Source organism: Pseudomonas sp. 13B_2.1_Bac1, from assembly GCF_025466155.1.
Lineage (GTDB): Bacteria > Pseudomonadota > Gammaproteobacteria > Pseudomonadales > Pseudomonadaceae > Aquipseudomonas > Aquipseudomonas aylmerensis.
Window position 1 is genome coordinate 150,359 of record NZ_JANLOH010000036.1, and the last position, 17,606, is coordinate 167,964.

15 protein-coding genes and 1 riboswitch are annotated in these 17,606 nt (G+C 62.8%); of the genes, 9 read left to right on the plus strand and 6 right to left on the minus strand.

What is annotated here, in order from left to right:
* From msbA to NTD80_RS08065, 5 genes are all read left to right on the plus strand, one after another.
* A complete protein-coding gene (gene msbA / locus NTD80_RS08045) occupies positions 1-1,809 on the plus strand; it encodes a lipid A export permease/ATP-binding protein MsbA (protein ID WP_065900061.1) in 1,809 nt (602 codons plus the stop codon).
* Between the two features lie 152 nt (positions 1,810-1,961).
* The gene (locus tag NTD80_RS08050; protein WP_262133055.1) at positions 1,962-2,666 is read left to right on the plus strand and encodes a sulfotransferase family protein; all 705 of its coding nucleotides are present in this window, start codon (positions 1,962-1,964) and stop codon (positions 2,664-2,666) included.
* Entirely contained in the window at positions 2,659-3,267 is a 609-nt protein-coding gene (cysC, locus tag NTD80_RS08055) for an adenylyl-sulfate kinase (RefSeq protein ID WP_065900065.1), read from the plus strand. Before NTD80_RS08050 ends, cysC begins: the two co-directional genes overlap by 8 nt.
* A gap of 103 nt (positions 3,268-3,370) precedes the next feature.
* The gene (hldE, locus tag NTD80_RS08060) at positions 3,371-4,795 is read left to right on the plus strand and encodes a bifunctional D-glycero-beta-D-manno-heptose-7-phosphate kinase/D-glycero-beta-D-manno-heptose 1-phosphate adenylyltransferase HldE (protein ID WP_262133057.1); all 1,425 of its coding nucleotides are present in this window, start codon (positions 3,371-3,373) and stop codon (positions 4,793-4,795) included.
* The gene (locus NTD80_RS08065) at positions 4,788-5,723 is read left to right on the plus strand and encodes an NAD-dependent epimerase/dehydratase family protein (RefSeq protein WP_262133059.1); all 936 of its coding nucleotides are present in this window, start codon (positions 4,788-4,790) and stop codon (positions 5,721-5,723) included. Before hldE ends, NTD80_RS08065 begins: the two co-directional genes overlap by 8 nt.
* A 108-nt stretch (positions 5,724-5,831) precedes the next feature.
* Here the strand turns inward: NTD80_RS08065 and NTD80_RS08070 are convergent, their stop codons facing one another.
* From NTD80_RS08070 to NTD80_RS08085, 4 genes are all read right to left on the minus strand, one after another.
* Positions 5,832-6,791: a metal ABC transporter ATPase gene (locus tag NTD80_RS08070; RefSeq protein ID WP_065900069.1), complete on the minus strand. Its 960-nt coding sequence runs from the start codon at positions 6,789-6,791 to the stop codon at positions 5,832-5,834.
* A gap of 41 nt (positions 6,792-6,832) precedes the next feature.
* Positions 6,833-7,645 carry an aldo/keto reductase gene (locus tag NTD80_RS08075; RefSeq protein ID WP_065900070.1) on the minus strand — a complete coding sequence of 271 codons (813 nt, stop codon included), beginning with the start codon at positions 7,643-7,645 and terminating at the stop codon, positions 6,833-6,835.
* On the minus strand, positions 7,642-8,817 hold the full coding sequence (locus NTD80_RS08080) for an NAD(P)/FAD-dependent oxidoreductase (RefSeq protein WP_262133060.1): 1,176 nt from the start codon (positions 8,815-8,817) through the stop codon (positions 7,642-7,644). Before NTD80_RS08080 ends, NTD80_RS08075 begins: the two co-directional genes overlap by 4 nt.
* A gap of 66 nt (positions 8,818-8,883) precedes the next feature.
* The gene (locus NTD80_RS08085; protein WP_065900074.1) at positions 8,884-9,219 is read right to left on the minus strand and encodes a DMT family transporter; all 336 of its coding nucleotides are present in this window, start codon (positions 9,217-9,219) and stop codon (positions 8,884-8,886) included.
* 122 nt (positions 9,220-9,341) lie between these two features.
* Between NTD80_RS08085 and NTD80_RS08090 the strand changes: the two genes are divergently transcribed.
* Both NTD80_RS08090 and waaA read left to right on the plus strand, forming a co-directional pair.
* A complete protein-coding gene (locus tag NTD80_RS08090; RefSeq protein ID WP_065900076.1) occupies positions 9,342-10,232 on the plus strand; it encodes a LysR family transcriptional regulator in 891 nt (296 codons plus the stop codon).
* 23 nt (positions 10,233-10,255) lie between these two features.
* Positions 10,256-11,533, plus strand: coding sequence for a lipid IV(A) 3-deoxy-D-manno-octulosonic acid transferase (waaA, locus tag NTD80_RS08095; protein ID WP_262133063.1), 1,278 nt, complete (start codon positions 10,256-10,258; stop codon positions 11,531-11,533).
* Between the two features lie 59 nt (positions 11,534-11,592).
* Here the strand turns inward: waaA and NTD80_RS08100 are convergent, their stop codons facing one another.
* Complete coding sequence (locus tag NTD80_RS08100; protein WP_065900078.1) at positions 11,593-13,032, minus strand: TolC family outer membrane protein; 1,440 nt, start codon at positions 13,030-13,032, stop codon at positions 11,593-11,595.
* Between the two features lie 196 nt (positions 13,033-13,228).
* Positions 13,229-13,334: riboswitch (TPP riboswitch) on the plus strand.
* A gap of 148 nt (positions 13,335-13,482) precedes the next feature.
* On the opposite strand from NTD80_RS08100, the gene thiC reads away from it, so the two are divergent.
* Positions 13,483-15,387 carry a phosphomethylpyrimidine synthase ThiC gene (gene thiC, locus NTD80_RS08105; RefSeq protein WP_065900079.1) on the plus strand — a complete coding sequence of 635 codons (1,905 nt, stop codon included), beginning with the start codon at positions 13,483-13,485 and terminating at the stop codon, positions 15,385-15,387.
* A 150-nt stretch (positions 15,388-15,537) separates the two neighbouring features.
* Positions 15,538-16,827 carry a putative hydroxymethylpyrimidine transporter CytX gene (cytX, locus tag NTD80_RS08110; RefSeq protein ID WP_262133065.1) on the plus strand — a complete coding sequence of 430 codons (1,290 nt, stop codon included), beginning with the start codon at positions 15,538-15,540 and terminating at the stop codon, positions 16,825-16,827.
* Here cytX and NTD80_RS08115 read toward each other — a convergent pair.
* Positions 16,796-17,542, minus strand: coding sequence for an RsiV family protein (locus NTD80_RS08115; RefSeq protein WP_065900081.1), 747 nt, complete (start codon positions 17,540-17,542; stop codon positions 16,796-16,798). The two genes, cytX and NTD80_RS08115, sit on opposite strands and share 32 nt — an antisense overlap.
* Positions 17,543-17,606 lie beyond the last annotated feature (64 nt).

Genomic DNA, 17,606 nt, shown 5'->3' on the forward strand with positions numbered 1-17,606 from the left:
ATGAGTGACGCACCGCCCAAAGCGGACCAGGAATCCAGCCTGAAAATTTATTTCAGGCTGCTGGGCTATGTGAAACCGTACCTGGGCATGTTCCTGCTGAGTATCGTGGGCTTCGTGATCTTTGCGTCCACCCAGCCCATGCTCGCCGGGATCCTCAAGTACTTCGTGGATGGCCTGAGCAACCCCGACGTGGTGTTCCTGCCCAAGATCCCTTTGTTCAAGGACTTGAAGCTGCTGATGGCCGTGCCGCTGCTGATCATTCTGATCGCGGCGTGGCAAGGCCTCGGCTCGTTCCTGGGCAACTACTATCTGGCCAAGGTTTCCCTGGGGCTGGTGCATGACTTGCGCGTCCAGCTGTTCAACAAGCTGCTGGTGCTGCCCAACCGTTATTTCGACACGCACAACTCCGGGCACCTGATTTCGCGTATCACCTTCAACGTGACCATGGTCACCGGGGCTGCCACGGATGCGATCAAAGTCGTGATCCGCGAAGGCCTGACGGTGGTGTTCCTGTTCGGTTACCTGCTGTGGATGAACTGGAAGCTGACCCTGGTGATGCTGGCGATCCTGCCGCTGATTGCCGTCATGGTCGGCAGCACCAGCAAGAAATTCCGCAAGCAGAGCAAGAAGATCCAGGTGGCGATGGGCGACGTGACGCACGTGGCCTCCGAAACCATCCAGGGCTACCGCGTGGTGCGCAGCTTCGGTGGCGAAAGCTACGAGGAGCGCCGCTTTGCCGCCGCCAGCCAGGGCAACACCGACAAGCAACTGCGCATGAACAAGACCGGCGCGGTCTATACGCCGATGCTGCAATTGGTGATCTACACCGCCATGGCTGCGCTGATGTTCCTGGTCCTGTTGCTGCGCGGTGACGCCACGGCAGGTGACCTGGTGGCCTACATTACCGCCGCGGGCCTGCTGCCCAAGCCGATCCGCCAGCTGTCGGAAGTCAGCTCGACGATCCAGAAGGGAGTGGCAGGTGCCGAGAGCATCTTCGAGCAACTGGATGAAGTGCCTGAAGTCGACAGCGGTACCGTGGAGCGTGACCGTGTCAGCGGTCGCCTGGACGTGCGCAACCTGAGCTTCACGTACCCCGGTACCGATCGCGAAGTGCTGAAGAACATCAGCTTCAGTGCCGCGCCGGGGCAGATGATTGCACTGGTGGGGCGCTCGGGCAGTGGCAAGTCGACCCTGGCGAGCCTGATCCCGCGCTTCTACCATCACGAGACCGGCGAGATCCTGCTGGACGAGGTGGAGATCGAAGATTACCGCCTGCGCAACCTGCGCCGACATGTCGCCCAGGTGACCCAGCACGTGACGCTGTTCAACGACACCGTGGCCAATAACATTGCCTACGGCGACCTGGCGGATGCGCCGCGCGAAGACATTGAAAAAGCAGCGGCGGATGCCTACGCCATGGACTTTATCTCCGAGCTGCCAAAAGGCCTGGACACCGAAGTCGGGGAAAACGGCGTGTTGCTTTCCGGTGGCCAGCGTCAACGCCTGGCAATCGCTCGGGCCCTGCTGAAAAACGCCCCGTTGCTGATTCTGGATGAAGCGACATCGGCGCTGGATACCGAGTCGGAGCGCCATATCCAGGCGGCGCTGGACAAGGTCATGAAAGGCCGCACCACCCTGGTCATCGCGCACCGCTTGTCCACCATCGAGAAAGCCGACCTGATTCTGGTGATGGACCACGGTGAAATTGTCGAGCGTGGTACGCATGTCGAACTGCTGGCCATGGGCGGCTATTACTCGCGCCTGCACGCCATGGGCCTGGACGAGCCGGCGACGGCGAACATCACCTGACACACCGGGGCGCGCAATGCGCCCCGTTTTTTGTATCAAGCCCCATACACGCTTGACCAAAGCCAAATAATTCGCTGCCTATCGTTTGTTATGTTGGCCTTCTCGATTCGAATGACGAACGAGAGGGCTAACCTTCTTGCGTGGGTAATGGAATGTTGCAACGTCTGTTGTGGAAACTGCTTCCCAAGCCCCAGCGGGCGTTTCTGCTGGGGCGTTTGTCGGTGGTGGATCGCCAGGCAGTGAACAAATCCCTGTCGGCGGTGACCGTCCTTCCCGCTGCCTTCGAGCGACACAACTGCGTGTTTATCCACGTGCCCAAATGCGCCGGCAGCAGCGTCTGCTCGGCGCTGCTGGATGGGCGCTGGCCGGGGCATTTGCCGTATTACTGGTACCAGCAGCAATTTCCCGAGCACTGCGAGCGCAGTTTCAAGTTCGCCTTCGTGCGTGACCCGCTGGAGCGCGCCTACTCGGCCTATACCTATTTGCGCAGCAATCACATGGGCGCGCGTGATCTGCAGGCCCAGGCGCTGGTGTCCAGCTACCGCGACTTCGACCATTTCATTGCCGGCTGGCTGCACCCGGACAACCTGCGTCGCCAACTGCATTTCGCGCCCCAGACCGACTTCCTGGTCGATCACATGGGGCAAATGGCGATGGACTTTCTCGGGCGTCAGGAGTCGCTGGAGCAAGACTTCCAGCACCTGTGCGAACACCTCGGCGTGGCGACCTCGCTGCCCCATCTGAATGTTTCACTCGGGCGGCGCAGCGAGCCGGTCAGGGAGTTCTGCTCCTTGCGCACGCGCCGCCTGGTCCGGCGCGCCTATCAACGTGATTACGAGGTCCTGGGTTATGAATAGCCAGTCGCTGTCCCATGGTTCTGCATCGATCCGCCCCTTTGCCTTGTCGCTGTCGGTGGCCGCACGGGCGGCGCTCAAGCACCAGCAGCCTTGTTGCGTATGGCTGACCGGGTTGTCCGGCTCGGGCAAGTCGACCCTGGCGAATGCTTTGGAGGTCCAGCTCAACGAGCAGGGGCGACACACCTTTGTGCTCGATGGCGATAATTTGCGCACTGGCCTGTGCAACGACCTGGGCATGAGTGATGCGGCCCGCAAGGAAAACATCCGGCGCATCGGTGAGGTGGCGCGGTTGATGGTGGATGCGGGGTTGATCGTGATCGTCTCGGCGATTTCGCCGTTCAGCGCCGACCGGGCCGCCGCTAAGGCACTGTTCGGGCCGGGGCAGTTTTTTGAGGTGTATATCAGCACGCCATTCGCTGTGTGCGCGCGGCGCGATCCCAAAGGCCTCTACCGCGCGGCGCTGGAAGGGCGGATCAAGGCGTTCACCGGCCTGGACAGCCCCTATGAAGCGCCGCGTGCCGCCGACTGCGAAATCAATACCGATGAGGTCGAGTTGGCTGACGCCGTGGAGCAGGTTCTCGCGGCTTTGTTCAAAAAATGATCAGTTTTCGCGCATGATGCATTGCCGATAAAGCTCTCGAACTAGGCGGCGCTCACCCTGTGCTAATATCGCGCCCCTGTTCATTTTGTATGTGGGTTGCTCCATGAAGTTGTCCATGCCGCGATTCGATCAAGCCCCTGTCTTGGTGGTCGGCGATGTCATGCTCGACCGTTACTGGCATGGCGGTACCTCACGGATTTCCCCTGAGGCGCCGGTACCGGTAGTCAAGGTCGAGCAAATCGAAGACCGCCCGGGTGGCGCTGCCAACGTTGCCCTTAACATTGCCGCGCTCGGCGCCCCGGCCTCCCTGGTGGGTGTGACCGGCGACGACGAAGCCGCCGACAGCCTGGCCAACAGCCTGCGTGGTGCCGGCGTGCGTGCGCAGTTCCAGCGCATTGCCCACCAGCCGACCATCGTCAAGCTGCGGGTCATGAGCCGGCACCAGCAATTGCTGCGTATCGATTTCGAAGAACCCTTCGCCACCGACGCCCTGGCCTTGAGTGGCCAGGTCGACGAGTTGCTCGAAGGCATCAAGGTGCTGGTGTTGTCCGACTACGGCAAAGGTGCGTTGAAGAACCACCAGATGCTGATCCAGGCCGCCAAGGCGCGCAATATCCCGGTACTGGCTGATCCCAAGGGCAAGGACTTCTCGATTTATCGCGGAGCCAGCCTGATCACGCCGAACCTCAGCGAGTTCGAAGCCATCGTTGGCGGTTGCGTCGATGAGCACGACCTCGTGACCAAGGGCGCGGCGCTGATGGCTGATCTCGACCTCGGCGCCTTGCTGGTGACCCGTGGCGAGCACGGCATGACCTTGCTGCGTCCTGGCCACCCGGCGATGCACCTGCCGGCGCGGGCCCGTGAAGTGTTCGACGTCACCGGCGCCGGTGACACCGTGATTTCCACCCTGGCCGCCTCCATCGCCGCCGGCGAAGAGCTGCCCCACGCGGTGGCACTTGCCAACCTGGCGGCGGGCATCGTGGTCGGCAAGCTGGGTACGGCTGCCATCAGCGCGCCCGAGCTGCGCCGCGCGATCCAGCGTTCCGAAGGCTCCGAACGTGGCGTGCTGACCATCGAGCAATTGCTGCTGGCGATTGACGATGCACGCGCCCACAACGAAAGCATTGTGTTCACCAACGGTTGCTTCGACATCCTCCACGCTGGCCATGTGACCTACCTGGAGCAGGCTCGCGCCCAGGGTGATCGCCTGATTGTCGCGGTCAACGATGACGCGTCGGTCAGCCGCCTCAAGGGCCCGGGCCGCCCGATCAACAGTGTCGACCGGCGCATGGCGGTATTGGCCGGCCTGGGCGCGGTGGACTGGGTGATCAGCTTCCCTGAAGGCACCCCGGAAAACCTGCTGGCCCAGGTCAAGCCGGACGTGCTGGTCAAGGGCGGCGATTACTCCGTCGGCCAGGTTGTGGGCGCCGATATCGTCAGCGCCTACGGCGGCAAGGTCAAAGTGCTTGGCTTGGTCGAGAACAGCTCGACCACGGCGATTGTCGAGAAGATCCGCAACAATGAGTAACGCTGATAAGCGGGTCCTGATCACCGGCGGCGCCGGTTTCATTGGCTCGCATCTGGTCGATGCGCTGCTTGCCAAGGGTTATGCAGTGCGGGTGCTGGATGACCTGTCCACCGGCAAGCGCAGCAACCTGCCGCTGGACAACCCGCGCGTCGAGCTGCTGGAAGGCGACGTCGCCGATGCTGCGCTGGTGGCGCGTGCCGCCATCGGCACCACGGCGGTGGTGCACCTGGCCGCGGTAGCGTCGGTGCAGGCTTCGGTGGATGACCCGGTCAGCACGCACCAGAGCAACTTTGTCGGCAGCCTGAATGTCTGCGAAGCGATGCGCCAGGCGGGCGTGAAGCGTGTGGTCTTCGCTTCCAGCGCGGCGGTGTATGGCAACAACGGCGAGGGTGCTTCGATCGACGAAGAGACCACCAAGGCGCCGTTGACGCCCTACGCGTCCGACAAGCTGGCCGGCGAGCATTACTTTGATTTCTACCGTCGCCAGCATGGCCTGGAGCCGGTGATTTTTCGCTTCTTCAATATCTTCGGGCCGCGCCAGGACCCATCGTCGCCGTATTCCGGCGTCATCAGTATCTTCAGCGAGCGTGTCCAGCAGGGCTTGCCGATTGCCGTGTTCGGCGACGGTGAGCAAACCCGAGATTTCATGTACGTGGGAGACCTGGTGGACGTGCTGGTGCAGGCCATCGAAGCCCCGGACGCGCCCTTGGGTGCGATCAACGTGGGCTGGAATCGCACCACCACCCTCAAGCAAGTGCTGCAGGCGCTGGAAGAAGCGGTGGGCAAGCTGCCCGTCGTGACTTACGGACCGGCGCGATCAGGCGACATTCGGCACTCGCGGGCAAATAACCAGCGTTTGCTGGCCAGTTTCAAACTGCCCGAGCCGACCCCGTTGAAGGTTGGGTTGGAGCGCTTGCTCCACGGCTGAATGCAATCAATGTGGACGCCGGCTTTTCGGCGATGCAGGCGCCTGGGGACATCATGTGCACCGAGGTGATGCCATCGCAGGCAAGCCGGCGCCTGCATTGGGTTTGCGTTAACCCTTGGCTTTTTTCTTTGGCACGATCTTGCGCAGCACGCGCCGTGCCAGGCGCTTCAATTTCGACTCCTTCTCCGGCTCCGCCAGGCCCTGCTGCCTGAGCCAATCCTTCCAGCGAATCCGCTCCTCGCGCACCAGCCAGCCTTCCTGCTGGGCGAAGCTTTCGGCCAGGTACAAACCACGGGTGCTGGCGGGGTACAGCTGATCTTTCTTGACGGTGTACAGCTCGGCGAGCGGCTGGCCGTCCTTTAAAGGCATCAGGTACAAATCCGGGCGCTGGCGGTCCAGGCGTGCCACCAACTGGTCGCCTTCGAGGCGCTCATCCACATGGAACAGGCTCAGGGACTTGGCTTCTTTGGGCACTTCCAGGCGCAAGTCGTAAATCAACTGCAGCGACGCGGTCGGCAAGTGCACATAGGCCCGTGGGCGCTCGATCAGTTGGGTTGTCGCACACCGCACCGGGCGCGCGGCGCCGGACAGGGGGCTCAAGCGAAACGGCAGCGCCTCGCGATAATGCAGCGCGGCAGAGTAGGGCGCCGGCAGCCAGGTGTCGTTGAAGCGCCCGCTGAGCCAGCCTTCGGGTGTTTCCAGCAGGCACTCTTCGGCAATTTCCTGGATGGCGGTGTGCAGCGGCAGGTTCAGTTCATGGGCGGGGACATAGCCGGAGATCAGCTTGAGCACGACGTCGCCCCGGTCCTGGCGGCGCTGGCGCACCAGCACCCAGTAATCCTTGTTTTGCCAGTGCAGGGTCAGGCGCACCGACACGCCGAGGTTGGCCAGCTCAAGGGCGAAACGCTCGGCGTCCGGAACGTCTACCGGCTTGCGGCGTTGCAGGGTCTGGGCAAAGTTGAGCGGCATGCCCACGCTCTGGTAGCTCAGGCCTTCGGGTGTGGCTTCGACGTGCAGCGGCAGTGTTTTGAAGTTGCTGGGGTTTTTTCTTATGAGCGTTCGCGGCATGTCGGCTCCTTCTTGCGACGGGGTCGGCCGCGTCGGCGGCATCAGAGTTGACGAATGACTTGGGCAGCGGTCGCCACGTTATGGGCCAGGTGCAGCGGATTGATGGTCCCGACAATAGCACTGGCGACGCCCGTTTGCGCAAACAACAACGTGAAACTCGCCCGAATTGGATCCACTCCAGGTTCCAGGCACACGTGGCCGCTGGCCAGGGCTTTTTTCACCAGGATGCCTTTGCCATGGGCCGCCGCATAATCAATGACGGCTTTCTCGGCCTGTTCGTTCAGATTGTAGGTGACCATCGCGCAATCACCTTGTTCCAGAGCCTTTACGCCGCCCTCGACGGTTTTGCCGGAGAACCCGAATCCGCGGATCTTGCCTTCTTTTTTCAACGCCGCCAGGGTCTGGTAGACCTCGCAGTCATTGAGGATATGCAGGTCATTGCCGTCGGAATGCACCAGCACCAGGTCGATAAAATCCGTTTCAAGTCTTTTCAAGCTGCGCTCGATCGACATCCGCGTATGGGCGGCGCTGAAGTCGTGATGGGACACGCCCTCGGCAAACTCTTCACCGACTTTGCTGACGATCACCCAGTCCTTGCGCTGGCCGCGCAGCAGCGGCCCCAGGCGTTCTTCGCTGCGCCCGTAGGCCGGCGCGGTATCGATGAGGTTGATGCCCAGCTGGCGGGCCTGGCGCAGCAGCATCCGCGCAGCGTCATCATCGGGAATCGTGAACCCGCTGGGGTACTTCACCCCTTGGTCGCGGCCGAGCTTGACGGTGCCCAGGCCCAGTGGCGAAACCAACAGGCCGGTGCTGCCGAGAGGGCGATGGAGGTCGTGCAGGGTCGGCAGGCTCATGGCAACAGTTGCTCCCAGGCGGGTACGCCGATGGCGGGTTTAGGCAGCTCAGGCAGGGGTTCGGAGGCGCTTGGGTGGATGCCGTCGCGTTCGAGGCTGTTGATCACCCGATCGGCGAAGTCCGGCGCCAGCGCCAGCTTGGTCGGCCAGCCCACCAGCAGGCGGCCCTGTTCGGCGACGAAGGCATTGTCGGGGCGTGTCAGGCCTGATTGCAGCGGCTCGGCACGGTCGACACGGAGGGTCGCCCAGCGGGTCTGGCGCATGTCGATCCATGGCAGCAATTGCGCGAGTTCTTTTTGCGCAGTGGAGATCTGCTCTTCAGGTGTGCGCGCCACTCCATCGGCTTCGGCAATATCGCCGCCCATGTACCACACCCAGTTGCCGTCGGCAGCGGGGTGAGTGGTGACGGTGATGCGCGGCTTGGTGCCGCCGCCCAGGCAGTGGGCATACAGCGGCTTCAAGCCGGGGCCTTTGGCGATGATCATGTGCAGTGGACGTGTCTGCATGGCCGGTTGGCTCAGGCCGAGGGCGGCCAGCAGGTCGGCGGTGCCTTTGCCTGCGCTCAGCACGATGCGCTGGGCGCGGATCTCGCGGCCATCGACCTTCAGGCCCACCAGGGTGTCGCCTTCCAGCAGTGGCTCGATGTGTTGCCCGGCGAGCAAGCCGTCACCGGCCAGTTGCGCCAGGCGTTCGATCAGGCTCGGGACGTCGATGACCAGCTCGGCCAGGCGATAGACCTTGCCCTTGAAGCGGCGGTCCTGCAGGGCCGGCGGCAGCTCATCACCCTTGACCTGGTCGACACGGCCGCGCACGGCCTTGCTGGCGAAGAAGCTGGTGAGGTTGCCGGCGATCGTGCCGGGGGACCACAGATAATGCGCTTCGGACAGCAGGCGCACGCCGGACAGGTCCAGCTCACCGCTGCCGGCCAAGGCCTCGCGCCAGCGGCGCGGCATATCGGCAATCGCTTCGGAGGCGCCGGTGAGGGCGCCGTGCAGGGCGTATTTAGCCCCGCCGTGGATGATTCCCTGGGACTTCACGCTTTGTCCGCCACCCAAGGTGGCGCTTTCCACCAGCACCGTGGAAAACCCCTGGCGGCGCAGGCGCGCATTCAGCCAGAGGCCGGCAACTCCGGCGCCGACAATCAGCACGTCGGTGGAAATAACGGATGGCATGGGCGACCTCAGTGTTCAAGACAAGAGGCGCAGTATACAGGGATCGAAATGCGGCGATGATGGGTGTCAGTGCCCGGCGGTTTTCGAGAACAGCTGAATCACCACCACGCCCAGCACAATCAGGCCCATCCCCAGCATGGCTGGAACGTCGAGCTTCTGCCCGTAGATAAACAGCGCCGCGACACTGACCATCACGATGCCCATGCCTGCCCACACCGCATAAGCCACGCCTACCGGTACGGTGCGCACCACCAGGGTCAGCATCCAGAATGCGATGCCGTAGCCGACGATCACCAGTGCCAGCGGCAGGGGGGTGCTCCAACCCTTGACGGCTTTCATGGAGACGGTCGCGATCACTTCCGAGCAGATGGCAATAGCCAGGTAGAGGTAGGCGGCATTCATGGGGGTATTCCTCGGAGATGAGTTCTGATGTGTAGGAGTCCGGCTTCTACAGTGCTGGCATTCTAGACGCCTGGCAGATGGGGTAAAGTCATTACCTATCCGAAATAAAGATGGGTTGAGCCATGAGCGTGCAGTGGAATCTGGAGCAGATGCGCCTATTTGTCAGTGTCGCCGAACAGCGCTCGTTTTCGGCCGTGGCGCGCGACCAGCGCAAGGCGCAATCGGCGGTGAGCAACGCGATTGCCTTGCTGGAGGCGGACCTGGGCCTGAGCCTGTTTGAGCGTAGCAGTGGCCGTCAGCCACGCCTGACCGAGGCGGGCAGTGTGTTGCTGGAGGAAGCGCGTGAAGTCTTGCGCCAGTGTGAGCGGCTCAATGGCCGTGCGCTGTCGTTGACCCGTGGGGAAGAAGCCTGCCTGCGCCTGGCCCAGGACGAAGCCATGTTGTTCCAGCCGATACTCGATAGCCTCGAGGCGCTGGCAGGGCAGTACCCGCTGCTGGAGGTGCAATTGTCCAGCGCCGCCCAGGGCGATGTGGCGCGCAAGTTGGTAGAGCGCAAGGCCGACCTGGGCCTGTTGTTCTATCACGACCAGATCCCCGAGGCGCTGGAGCGGCGTGTGGTCGGCAGTGTGGAAATGGTCACCGTGTGCGGCGTGAACCACCCGCTGGCCGCGGAGAACTACGTGACATGCCAGCGCCTGGCGCAGTTTCGCCAGTTGCTGATGTCGACCCAGACCAGCGTTTACCCCGGCAGCGAAGCCGCCAGCCCGCTGGTGTGGCGCGCCGACAGCTTTTACGTATTGGCCGAGTGGCTGATGAGTGGCCTGGGCTGGGCCTGGCTGCCCCGACATATCGTGCAATACCCGACCTATCAGCAGCAGATGGTGGAACTGCACAGCGAATGGACGCCGCCGGCGCTGGTGGTGGAGCTGGTCTGGCGTCGCGATGAGCACCTGGGGCCCGCTGCGCGCTTCCTCGCCGAACGTTTTGCCGAGCGCTTGCAGGCGATCGACTGAAAAAGCCGATAAACTCCGCCGCCATGAATAGAACTCTCTACAGCTGTCTGTTTTACCTGGCGCTGCCGTTGGTGGCTTTACGTCTGTGGCTGCGTGCGCGCAAGGCGCCTGCCTATGCCAAGCGCATCGGCGAGCGGTTTTCCTATGGCTTGCCGGTGCTGCAGCCGGGCGGGATCTGGGTACATGCCGTGTCGGTGGGCGAAAGTATTGCCGCCGCGCCGATGGTGCGCGGGCTGCTGGCGCGTTATCCGACCCTGCCGATCACCGTCACCTGCATGACGCCGACCGGTTCCGAGCGTATCCAGGCGCTGTTCGCCAATGAGCCGCGTGTGCAGCACTGCTACCTGCCCTATGACTTGCCGTGCGCGGCCAAGCGTTTCCTTGACCGGGTGCAGCCGAAGCTGGCGGTGATCATGGAAACCGAACTGTGGCCCAATCATATTCATGCCTGCGCCCAGCGCGGGATCCCGGTGGCGTTGGCGAATGCGCGGTTGTCGGCACGTTCGGCCAAGGGCTATGCAAAATTTGCCAAGCTGACGGCGCCGATGCTGTCGCAAATGAGCTTGTTTGCGGTGCAGACCGAGACCGAGGCCCAGCGCTTCCTGAGCCTCGGCGCGCGGCCGGACACCGTCGAAGTCACCGGCTCGATCAAGTTCGACCTGACCATCGACCCCCAGCTGCCGCTGCGTGCTGCTGCGCTGCGCGAGCAATGGGGCGCCAGCGAGCGGCCGGTGTGGATCGCGGCCAGCACCCATGAAGGCGAAGATGAAGTGGTGCTGGCTGCCCATCGCCAGTTGCTCGACAGCTATCCCAATGCGCTGCTGATCCTGGTGCCGCGCCATCAGGAGCGCTTCGGACCGATGTTCGAGCTGTGTGAGCAGCAGGGCTTCGCCACGGTGCGCCGTTCCAGCGGCGCGCCGGTGACCGCGCAGACTTCGGTATTGCTTGGCGATACCATGGGTGAGTTGTTGTTCCTCTATGCCCTGGCCGACAGCGCGTTTGTCGGCGGCAGCCTGGTCGCGACCGGTGGACACAACCCGCTGGAGCCAGCGGCATTGGCCAAGCCGGTGATCATGGGGCCACATGTGTTCAACTTCCTCGAAATCACCGCAATGATGCGCGAAGCCGGGGCGTTGCGAGAGGTGGATGACGCCGAAGGCCTGGCCGAAGCCGTGCGCCAGTTGTTCGAACTGCCGCAGGATGCCCGCAAGATGGCGCAGGCTGGACTCAAGGTGATGCAAGCCAACCAGGGCGCGCTGCAGCGCTTGCTGGATGGCTTGGGCAAACTCCTGAACCACTGACCACACAACTCAAATGCAGGCGCAGCCAAGCCAGCGCCTGCATGGGTTATGCGGTGTGCTTAATAGCCAGGGCGGGCCTTGAGCTGTTCGGCGGCGGCCTTGGCCAGGTCCGGTGGCAGGAAGTCGCGATCGGGGTTGTAGTCAGCCTTGAGGTAGCGCGCCAGGTCCTGCAGATCCCCGGGGTTCAAGGTGCCCGCCGCCTGCTTCAGGCGCAGGTTGTCGAGGATGTAGTCGTAGCGGCTGTTGTTGTAGTTGCGCACCGACGAATACAGCTGGCGCTGTGAATCCAGCACATCGACGATGTTGCGCGTGCCCACCTGGTAACCGATTTCCGTGGCTTCCACCGCGCTCTGGTTGGAGATGATCGACTGGCGGCGCGCCTGCACCTGTTCGACATCGGTATTCACCGCGCGGTGCAGGTTGCGCGTGTTTTCCACCACCTGGCGGCGCAGGCCTTCGCGTTGCTGCTCGGTCTGGCCCAGGCGCGAGTAGGACTCACGCACTTGCGAGCTGGTCAGGCCGCCGCTGTAGATCGGGATGTTCAGGCGCAGGCCGATGGTGCGCTGCTCCACATCGCCACGGTACGGCGTGCCGAAGGCATTCGGGTTGCTGAAACCGAGGGCGTCGTTGTCGCCTTTCTCGTACTGGGCCACGGCGTCCAGGGTCGGCGCATGGCCGGCCTTGCGCTGCTTGAGGGTTTCTTCGGCGGCGGTGACCGCGTAGTTGCTGGCCAGCAGGTTCAGGTTCTGGCGACCGGCCGTTTCCACCCACGACTTGGCGTCATTCGGCAGCGGCGGCAGCACGGGCAAGGTGTGGACAATGCCCTGGATCGAGTTGTACTGGCGATTGGTCAGGGTGATCAGTGCTTCGAATGCATCGTCCACCTGGCGCTGCGCCACAATCCGGTTGGCCCGTGCAGTGTCGTAGCTGGCCTGGGATTGCAGTACGTCGGTCTTGTCCGAGAGGCCGACATCGAAGCGTTCGTTGGATTGATCCAGCTGGCGCTTGAAGGCGTTTTCCTCGGCTTTGGTCGAGGCCAGGTTGTCCTGGGCGCGCAGCACCGCGAAATAACTTTCGGCACTTTGCAGGATCAGGTTCTGTTCGGTGGCCGACAGTTGCAGGGCGGCCTGTTCATTCGTGGCCTCGGCCGCTTGCAGCTGGAACCAGCGGTCGGCGCGGAACAGCGGCTGGCTCAGGGTCGCGCGCCAGGAGTGCGCGTCGCGGTTGGCGGTGGCGGCGGGCGTGTCGATCTGGGTGCGCACGTTATTGATATCGGCACCGCCCGACAGGTTCGGCAGCAAGCCTGCGCGTGCCTGGGGCACGACTTCTTTTTGCGCGCCGTATTGGGCGCGGGCGGCGGCCAGGTCGGCGTTGTTATCCACGGCTTCCTGGTAGACGCTGACCAGATCGGTTTTGGCGGACAAGGGCGCTTCAGCTGCCCAGACCATTCCGTTGGTCGCACAAGACACGGCGAGAGCCAGTGAGAGTTTGCGCAGCATGAGGCGATCCCTAGAATAAATATTACGGTGATAATTTAGCGCCCAAGGCTAAGGCTGGCCATTCCTGGCGTCAAGCACTGTGGCGGCAATCGAGTGTAGTGGGGGTGACACGGCGCAACAATCCCGCAATCACGCCATTCATCACGCTGAATGCACCGCTATTGGCAATTTGCCCACGGCATGGTCTAGACTGGCCGCGTTCTTGTCGGGGTGCCTTGTTGGAAGGCTGAGATCGGTAAATACCGGATCCCGTTGAACCTGATCAGGTTAACGCCTGCGTAGGGAACAAGATTTCTCGTCACCCGGCGAGTCCTCTTGTGCTTCGTCCGGGATGTTGTTCGACAATCGAACAGCTCTTGTGCGCCAAGCACAGCACTGGTTTCAGTGCGTCCATCCGTCACAGGTTCGCTCCGACAAAAATCCACCACCTGGATAGTTGGAGAGCCCGTGATGAGCACAGAAATAAAAAGTACAAAACTGAAAAATACCGTGCACTTGAGTGAATCGGCCAAGGTCGACTCCGGCTCCGTGCAGCCGTTTACCCGCTCGAAGAAAATCTACGTGCAAGGCACCCGCCCGGACATTCGTGTGCCGATGCGTGAAATCAGCCTGGACGTGACCCCCACCGATTTCGGCGGTGAAATCAACGCGCCCGTGGTGGTGTACGACACGTCCGGACCCTACACCGACCCCAATGTCATCATCGACGTGCGCAAAGGCCTGGGCGATGTGCGTTCGCCGTGGATCGAAGTGCGTGGCGACACCGAGCGCCTGTCTGGTCTCAGCTCGCACTTCGGCCAACAGCGCCTCAGCGATGCCGAACTGACCGCGCTGCGCTTTGCCCACGTGAAGAACCCGCGCCGCGCCAAGGCCGGCGCCAACGTCACCCAGATGCACTACGCGCGCAAAGGCATCATCACTGCCGAGATGGAATACGTCGCCATCCGCGAAAACATGAAGCTCGAAGAGGCCCGCGCCAGCGGCCTGCTCGACCAGCAACACGCCGGCCACAGCTTCGGCGCCAGCGTGCCGAAAATCATCACCCCGGAATTTGTGCGCGAAGAAATCGCCCGTGGCCGCGCGATCATCCCGGCCAACATCAACCACACCGAACTGGAACCGATGATCATCGGCCGTAACTTCCTGGTGAAGATCAACGGCAACATCGGCAACAGCGCGCTGGGTTCGTCCATCGAAGAAGAAGTGGCGAAACTCACCTGGGGCATTCGCTGGGGCTCGGACACGGTGATGGACCTGTCCACCGGCAAGCACATCCACGAAACCCGCGAGTGGATCATCCGCAACTCGCCGGTGCCGATCGGTACCGTGCCGATCTACCAGGCCCTGGAGAAAGTCGGCGGCGCCGCCGAAGACCTGACCTGGGAGCTGTTCCGCGACACCTTGATCGAACAGGCCGAGCAGGGCGTGGACTACTTCACCATCCACGCCGGCGTACTGCTGCGCTATGTGCCGCTGACCGCCAAGCGCGTCACCGGGATTGTCTCGCGTGGCGGCTCGATCATGGCCAAGTGGTGCCTGGCGCACCACAAAGAGAACTTCACCTACACGCATTTCGACGAAATCTGCGAAATCATGAAGGCCTATGACGTCAGCTTCTCCCTCGGCGATGGCCTGCGCCCCGGTTCTATTGCCGACGCCAACGACGCCGCGCAATTCGGCGAGCTGGAAACCCTCGGCGAGCTGACCAAGACCGCCTGGAAACACGACGTGCAAACCATGATCGAAGGCCCCGGCCACGTGCCGATGCAACTGATCAAGGAGAACATGGACAAGCAGCTGGAGTGCTGCGACGAGGCGCCGTTCTACACCCTCGGCCCGCTGACCACCGATATTGCGCCCGGCTATGACCACATCACCTCGGGCATCGGTGCGGCGATGATCGGCTGGTTCGGCTGCGCCATGCTCTGCTACGTCACGCCCAAGGAGCACCTGGGCCTGCCGAACAAGGACGACGTGAAAACCGGGATCATCACCTACAAGATCGCTGCGCATGCGGCCGACCTCGCGAAAGGCCACCCCGGCGCGCAGATCCGCGACAACGCCTTGAGCAAGGCGCGCTTCGAGTTCCGTTGGGAAGACCAGTTCAACCTCGGCCTCGACCCGGACACCGCACGGTCGTATCACGATGAAACCCTGCCGAAGGACTCGGCCAAGGTCGCGCATTTCTGCTCGATGTGCGGGCCGAAGTTCTGCTCGATGAAAATCACCCAGGAAGTGCGTGAGTACGCTGCCAACCAGCGCATCGAAGCGGTGGATGTGGACGTGGCCAAAGGCTTGGCCGAGCAGGCGGAGCGGTTCAAGCAGGAAGGCAGTCAGCTTTACAAAAAGGTCTGATCCGAGGCGGCGGTGCCTGCACCGCCGTCATCGCGGGCAAGCCCGGCTCCCACAGTCGATCGCGGTGTCCACAGCCGGTCCCGTGTGGGAGCCGGGCTTGCCCGCGATAGCGATCCCCCAAACAACAAATACTCCTCAGAGATCACCCCCTTGAGTATTCAACCCAGCACCTACTCCCCCGACATTGCAGTGCCTGCTGACAAACGCGTCTTCGGCGCCCGCGACCTGTTCTCCCTGTGGTTCTCCCTCGGCATCGGCCTGATGGTCCTGCAGACCGGCGCGTTGCTCGCACCCGGCCTGGGCTTGTCCGGCTCGTTGCTGGCGATTTTCCTCGGTACCCTGGTCGGCGTGCTGTTGCTGGCCGCCGTCGGCGTGATCGGCAGCGACACCGGCCTGTCGGCAATGGCTGCGCTCAAGCTCAGCCTGGGGGCCAAGGGCGCCAGCCTGCCGGCGCTGCTTAACCTGCTGCAATTGATCGGCTGGGGTTCGTTCGAAATCATTGTGATGCGCGATGCCGCCAGCCTGTTGGGCGCGCGGGCGTTCAGCGACGGCAGCCTGTTGGCCAGCCCGTTGCTGTGGACGCTGTTTTTCGGTGGTTTGGCGACTTTGCTCGCGGTCAGCGGGCCGCTGACGTTCGTACGGCAGATCCTGCGCAAGTGGGGCATCTGGCTGCTGCTCGCCGCCTGCCTGTGGCTGACCTGGAACCTGTTCGCCAAGGCCGACCTCGCCACACTCTGGGCCCAGGCTGGCGACGGGTCGATGCCGTTTGCAGTGGGTTTTGATATTGCGATCGCCATGCCGTTGTCGTGGTTGCCGCTGATTGCCGACTACTCGCGATTCGGCAAGCGGGCAAAAAGCGTATTCGGCGGCACGGCCCTGGGTTTCTTTATCGGCAACTTCTGGCTGATGAGCCTGGGCGTGGCCTACACCCTGGCGTTTGCGCCGAGCGGCGAAGTGAATGCGCTGTTGCTGGCATTGGCCGGTGCTGGGCTGGGGATTCCGCTGCTGCTGATCCTGTTGGACGAGTCGGAAAACGCCTTCGCCGATATCCATTCGGCGGCGGTGTCCAGCGGGATGCTGCTGCGTGTGAAGGTCGAGCACCTGGCGCTGACCATCGGTGTGATCTGCACCCTGATCGCCTGTTTTGCGCCGTTGGCCCAGTACCAGAACTTCCTGTTGCTGATCGGCTCGGTGTTCGCGCCGCTGTTCGGCGTGGTGCTGGTGGATCACTTCATCCTGCGCCGTCGTGGCCAGGGTGCGCTGGCCAACCTGCGCTGGCCGGCGTTGTTGGCCTGGCTTGGCGGCATTGCGACCTACCACGTGCTGGCCAACCTTTACCCGGACATCGGCGCGACCCTGCCGGCACTGGTGCTGGCAGGGCTGTTGCAGTTTATTTTGGGCCGGGCCTTCAGTGGCGCACAGGCACCAGCTCAGGCTTGATGATGCCGTCCAGGCGCGAGTACGGAATCTGCAACTCGACGTGGCCAAGGGCATACGGCGCAATGGTGTTGGTCGGGTACTTGAGGATCACGCCACCGTAGGTCAGCGCCACGTTCGGGGTTTTCTGGAAGGGGTAGGTTTTCACATACTCCGGCTCCAGGCTCAGGCGGGTGCTGATCAGCCAGCTGTTGTGCGCGACCTGGGCGGCTTTCCAGAAAGCCTCTTCCTTGCCGGGCAGCAGCATGTCGGTCAGCGCCAGCGCTTTTTGCTGCTGGCGCGAGTAGTTGATGAACGCGCGGCCGGGCTCGCCGTGAGTCGCGCCCTGATCCAGGTAGCTGGACAGTTCGATGATCACCAAGCCGTCATGCTGTTCGCGTACCTTGGCCTGCAAGTACATGCTGTTGCGTGGCGCGGCGGTCTTGAGGAACTGCTCGCGATACGTTTCCAGGCTGGTCGGCAGCGGGTCGCTCGGGGTGGTGCGGGTCATTTCCAGCAGGCGTTGTTCGATCAACGCGTCCAGCTTGGGTTCCTTGGCAAAGTGCACGGTGTCGATATTCACCAGCGGGCAGTCGGTGCTGGCGCAGCCTGGCTTGCTTTGCTCGGTGGCGTCGCGAGTGGCTTCCAGGGGGGCACGATAGCTGGGTTGGAACAGGCTTTGGCAGGCACCAAGGGTCAATGCGATGCAGGCCACGGAGGCGATTTTTAAAAGCGACATGGATGTCCTTCGTCTATCGATAAGAGCGAAATTTGTGGAGCTTCGACTACCGGCGGGGCAGTCA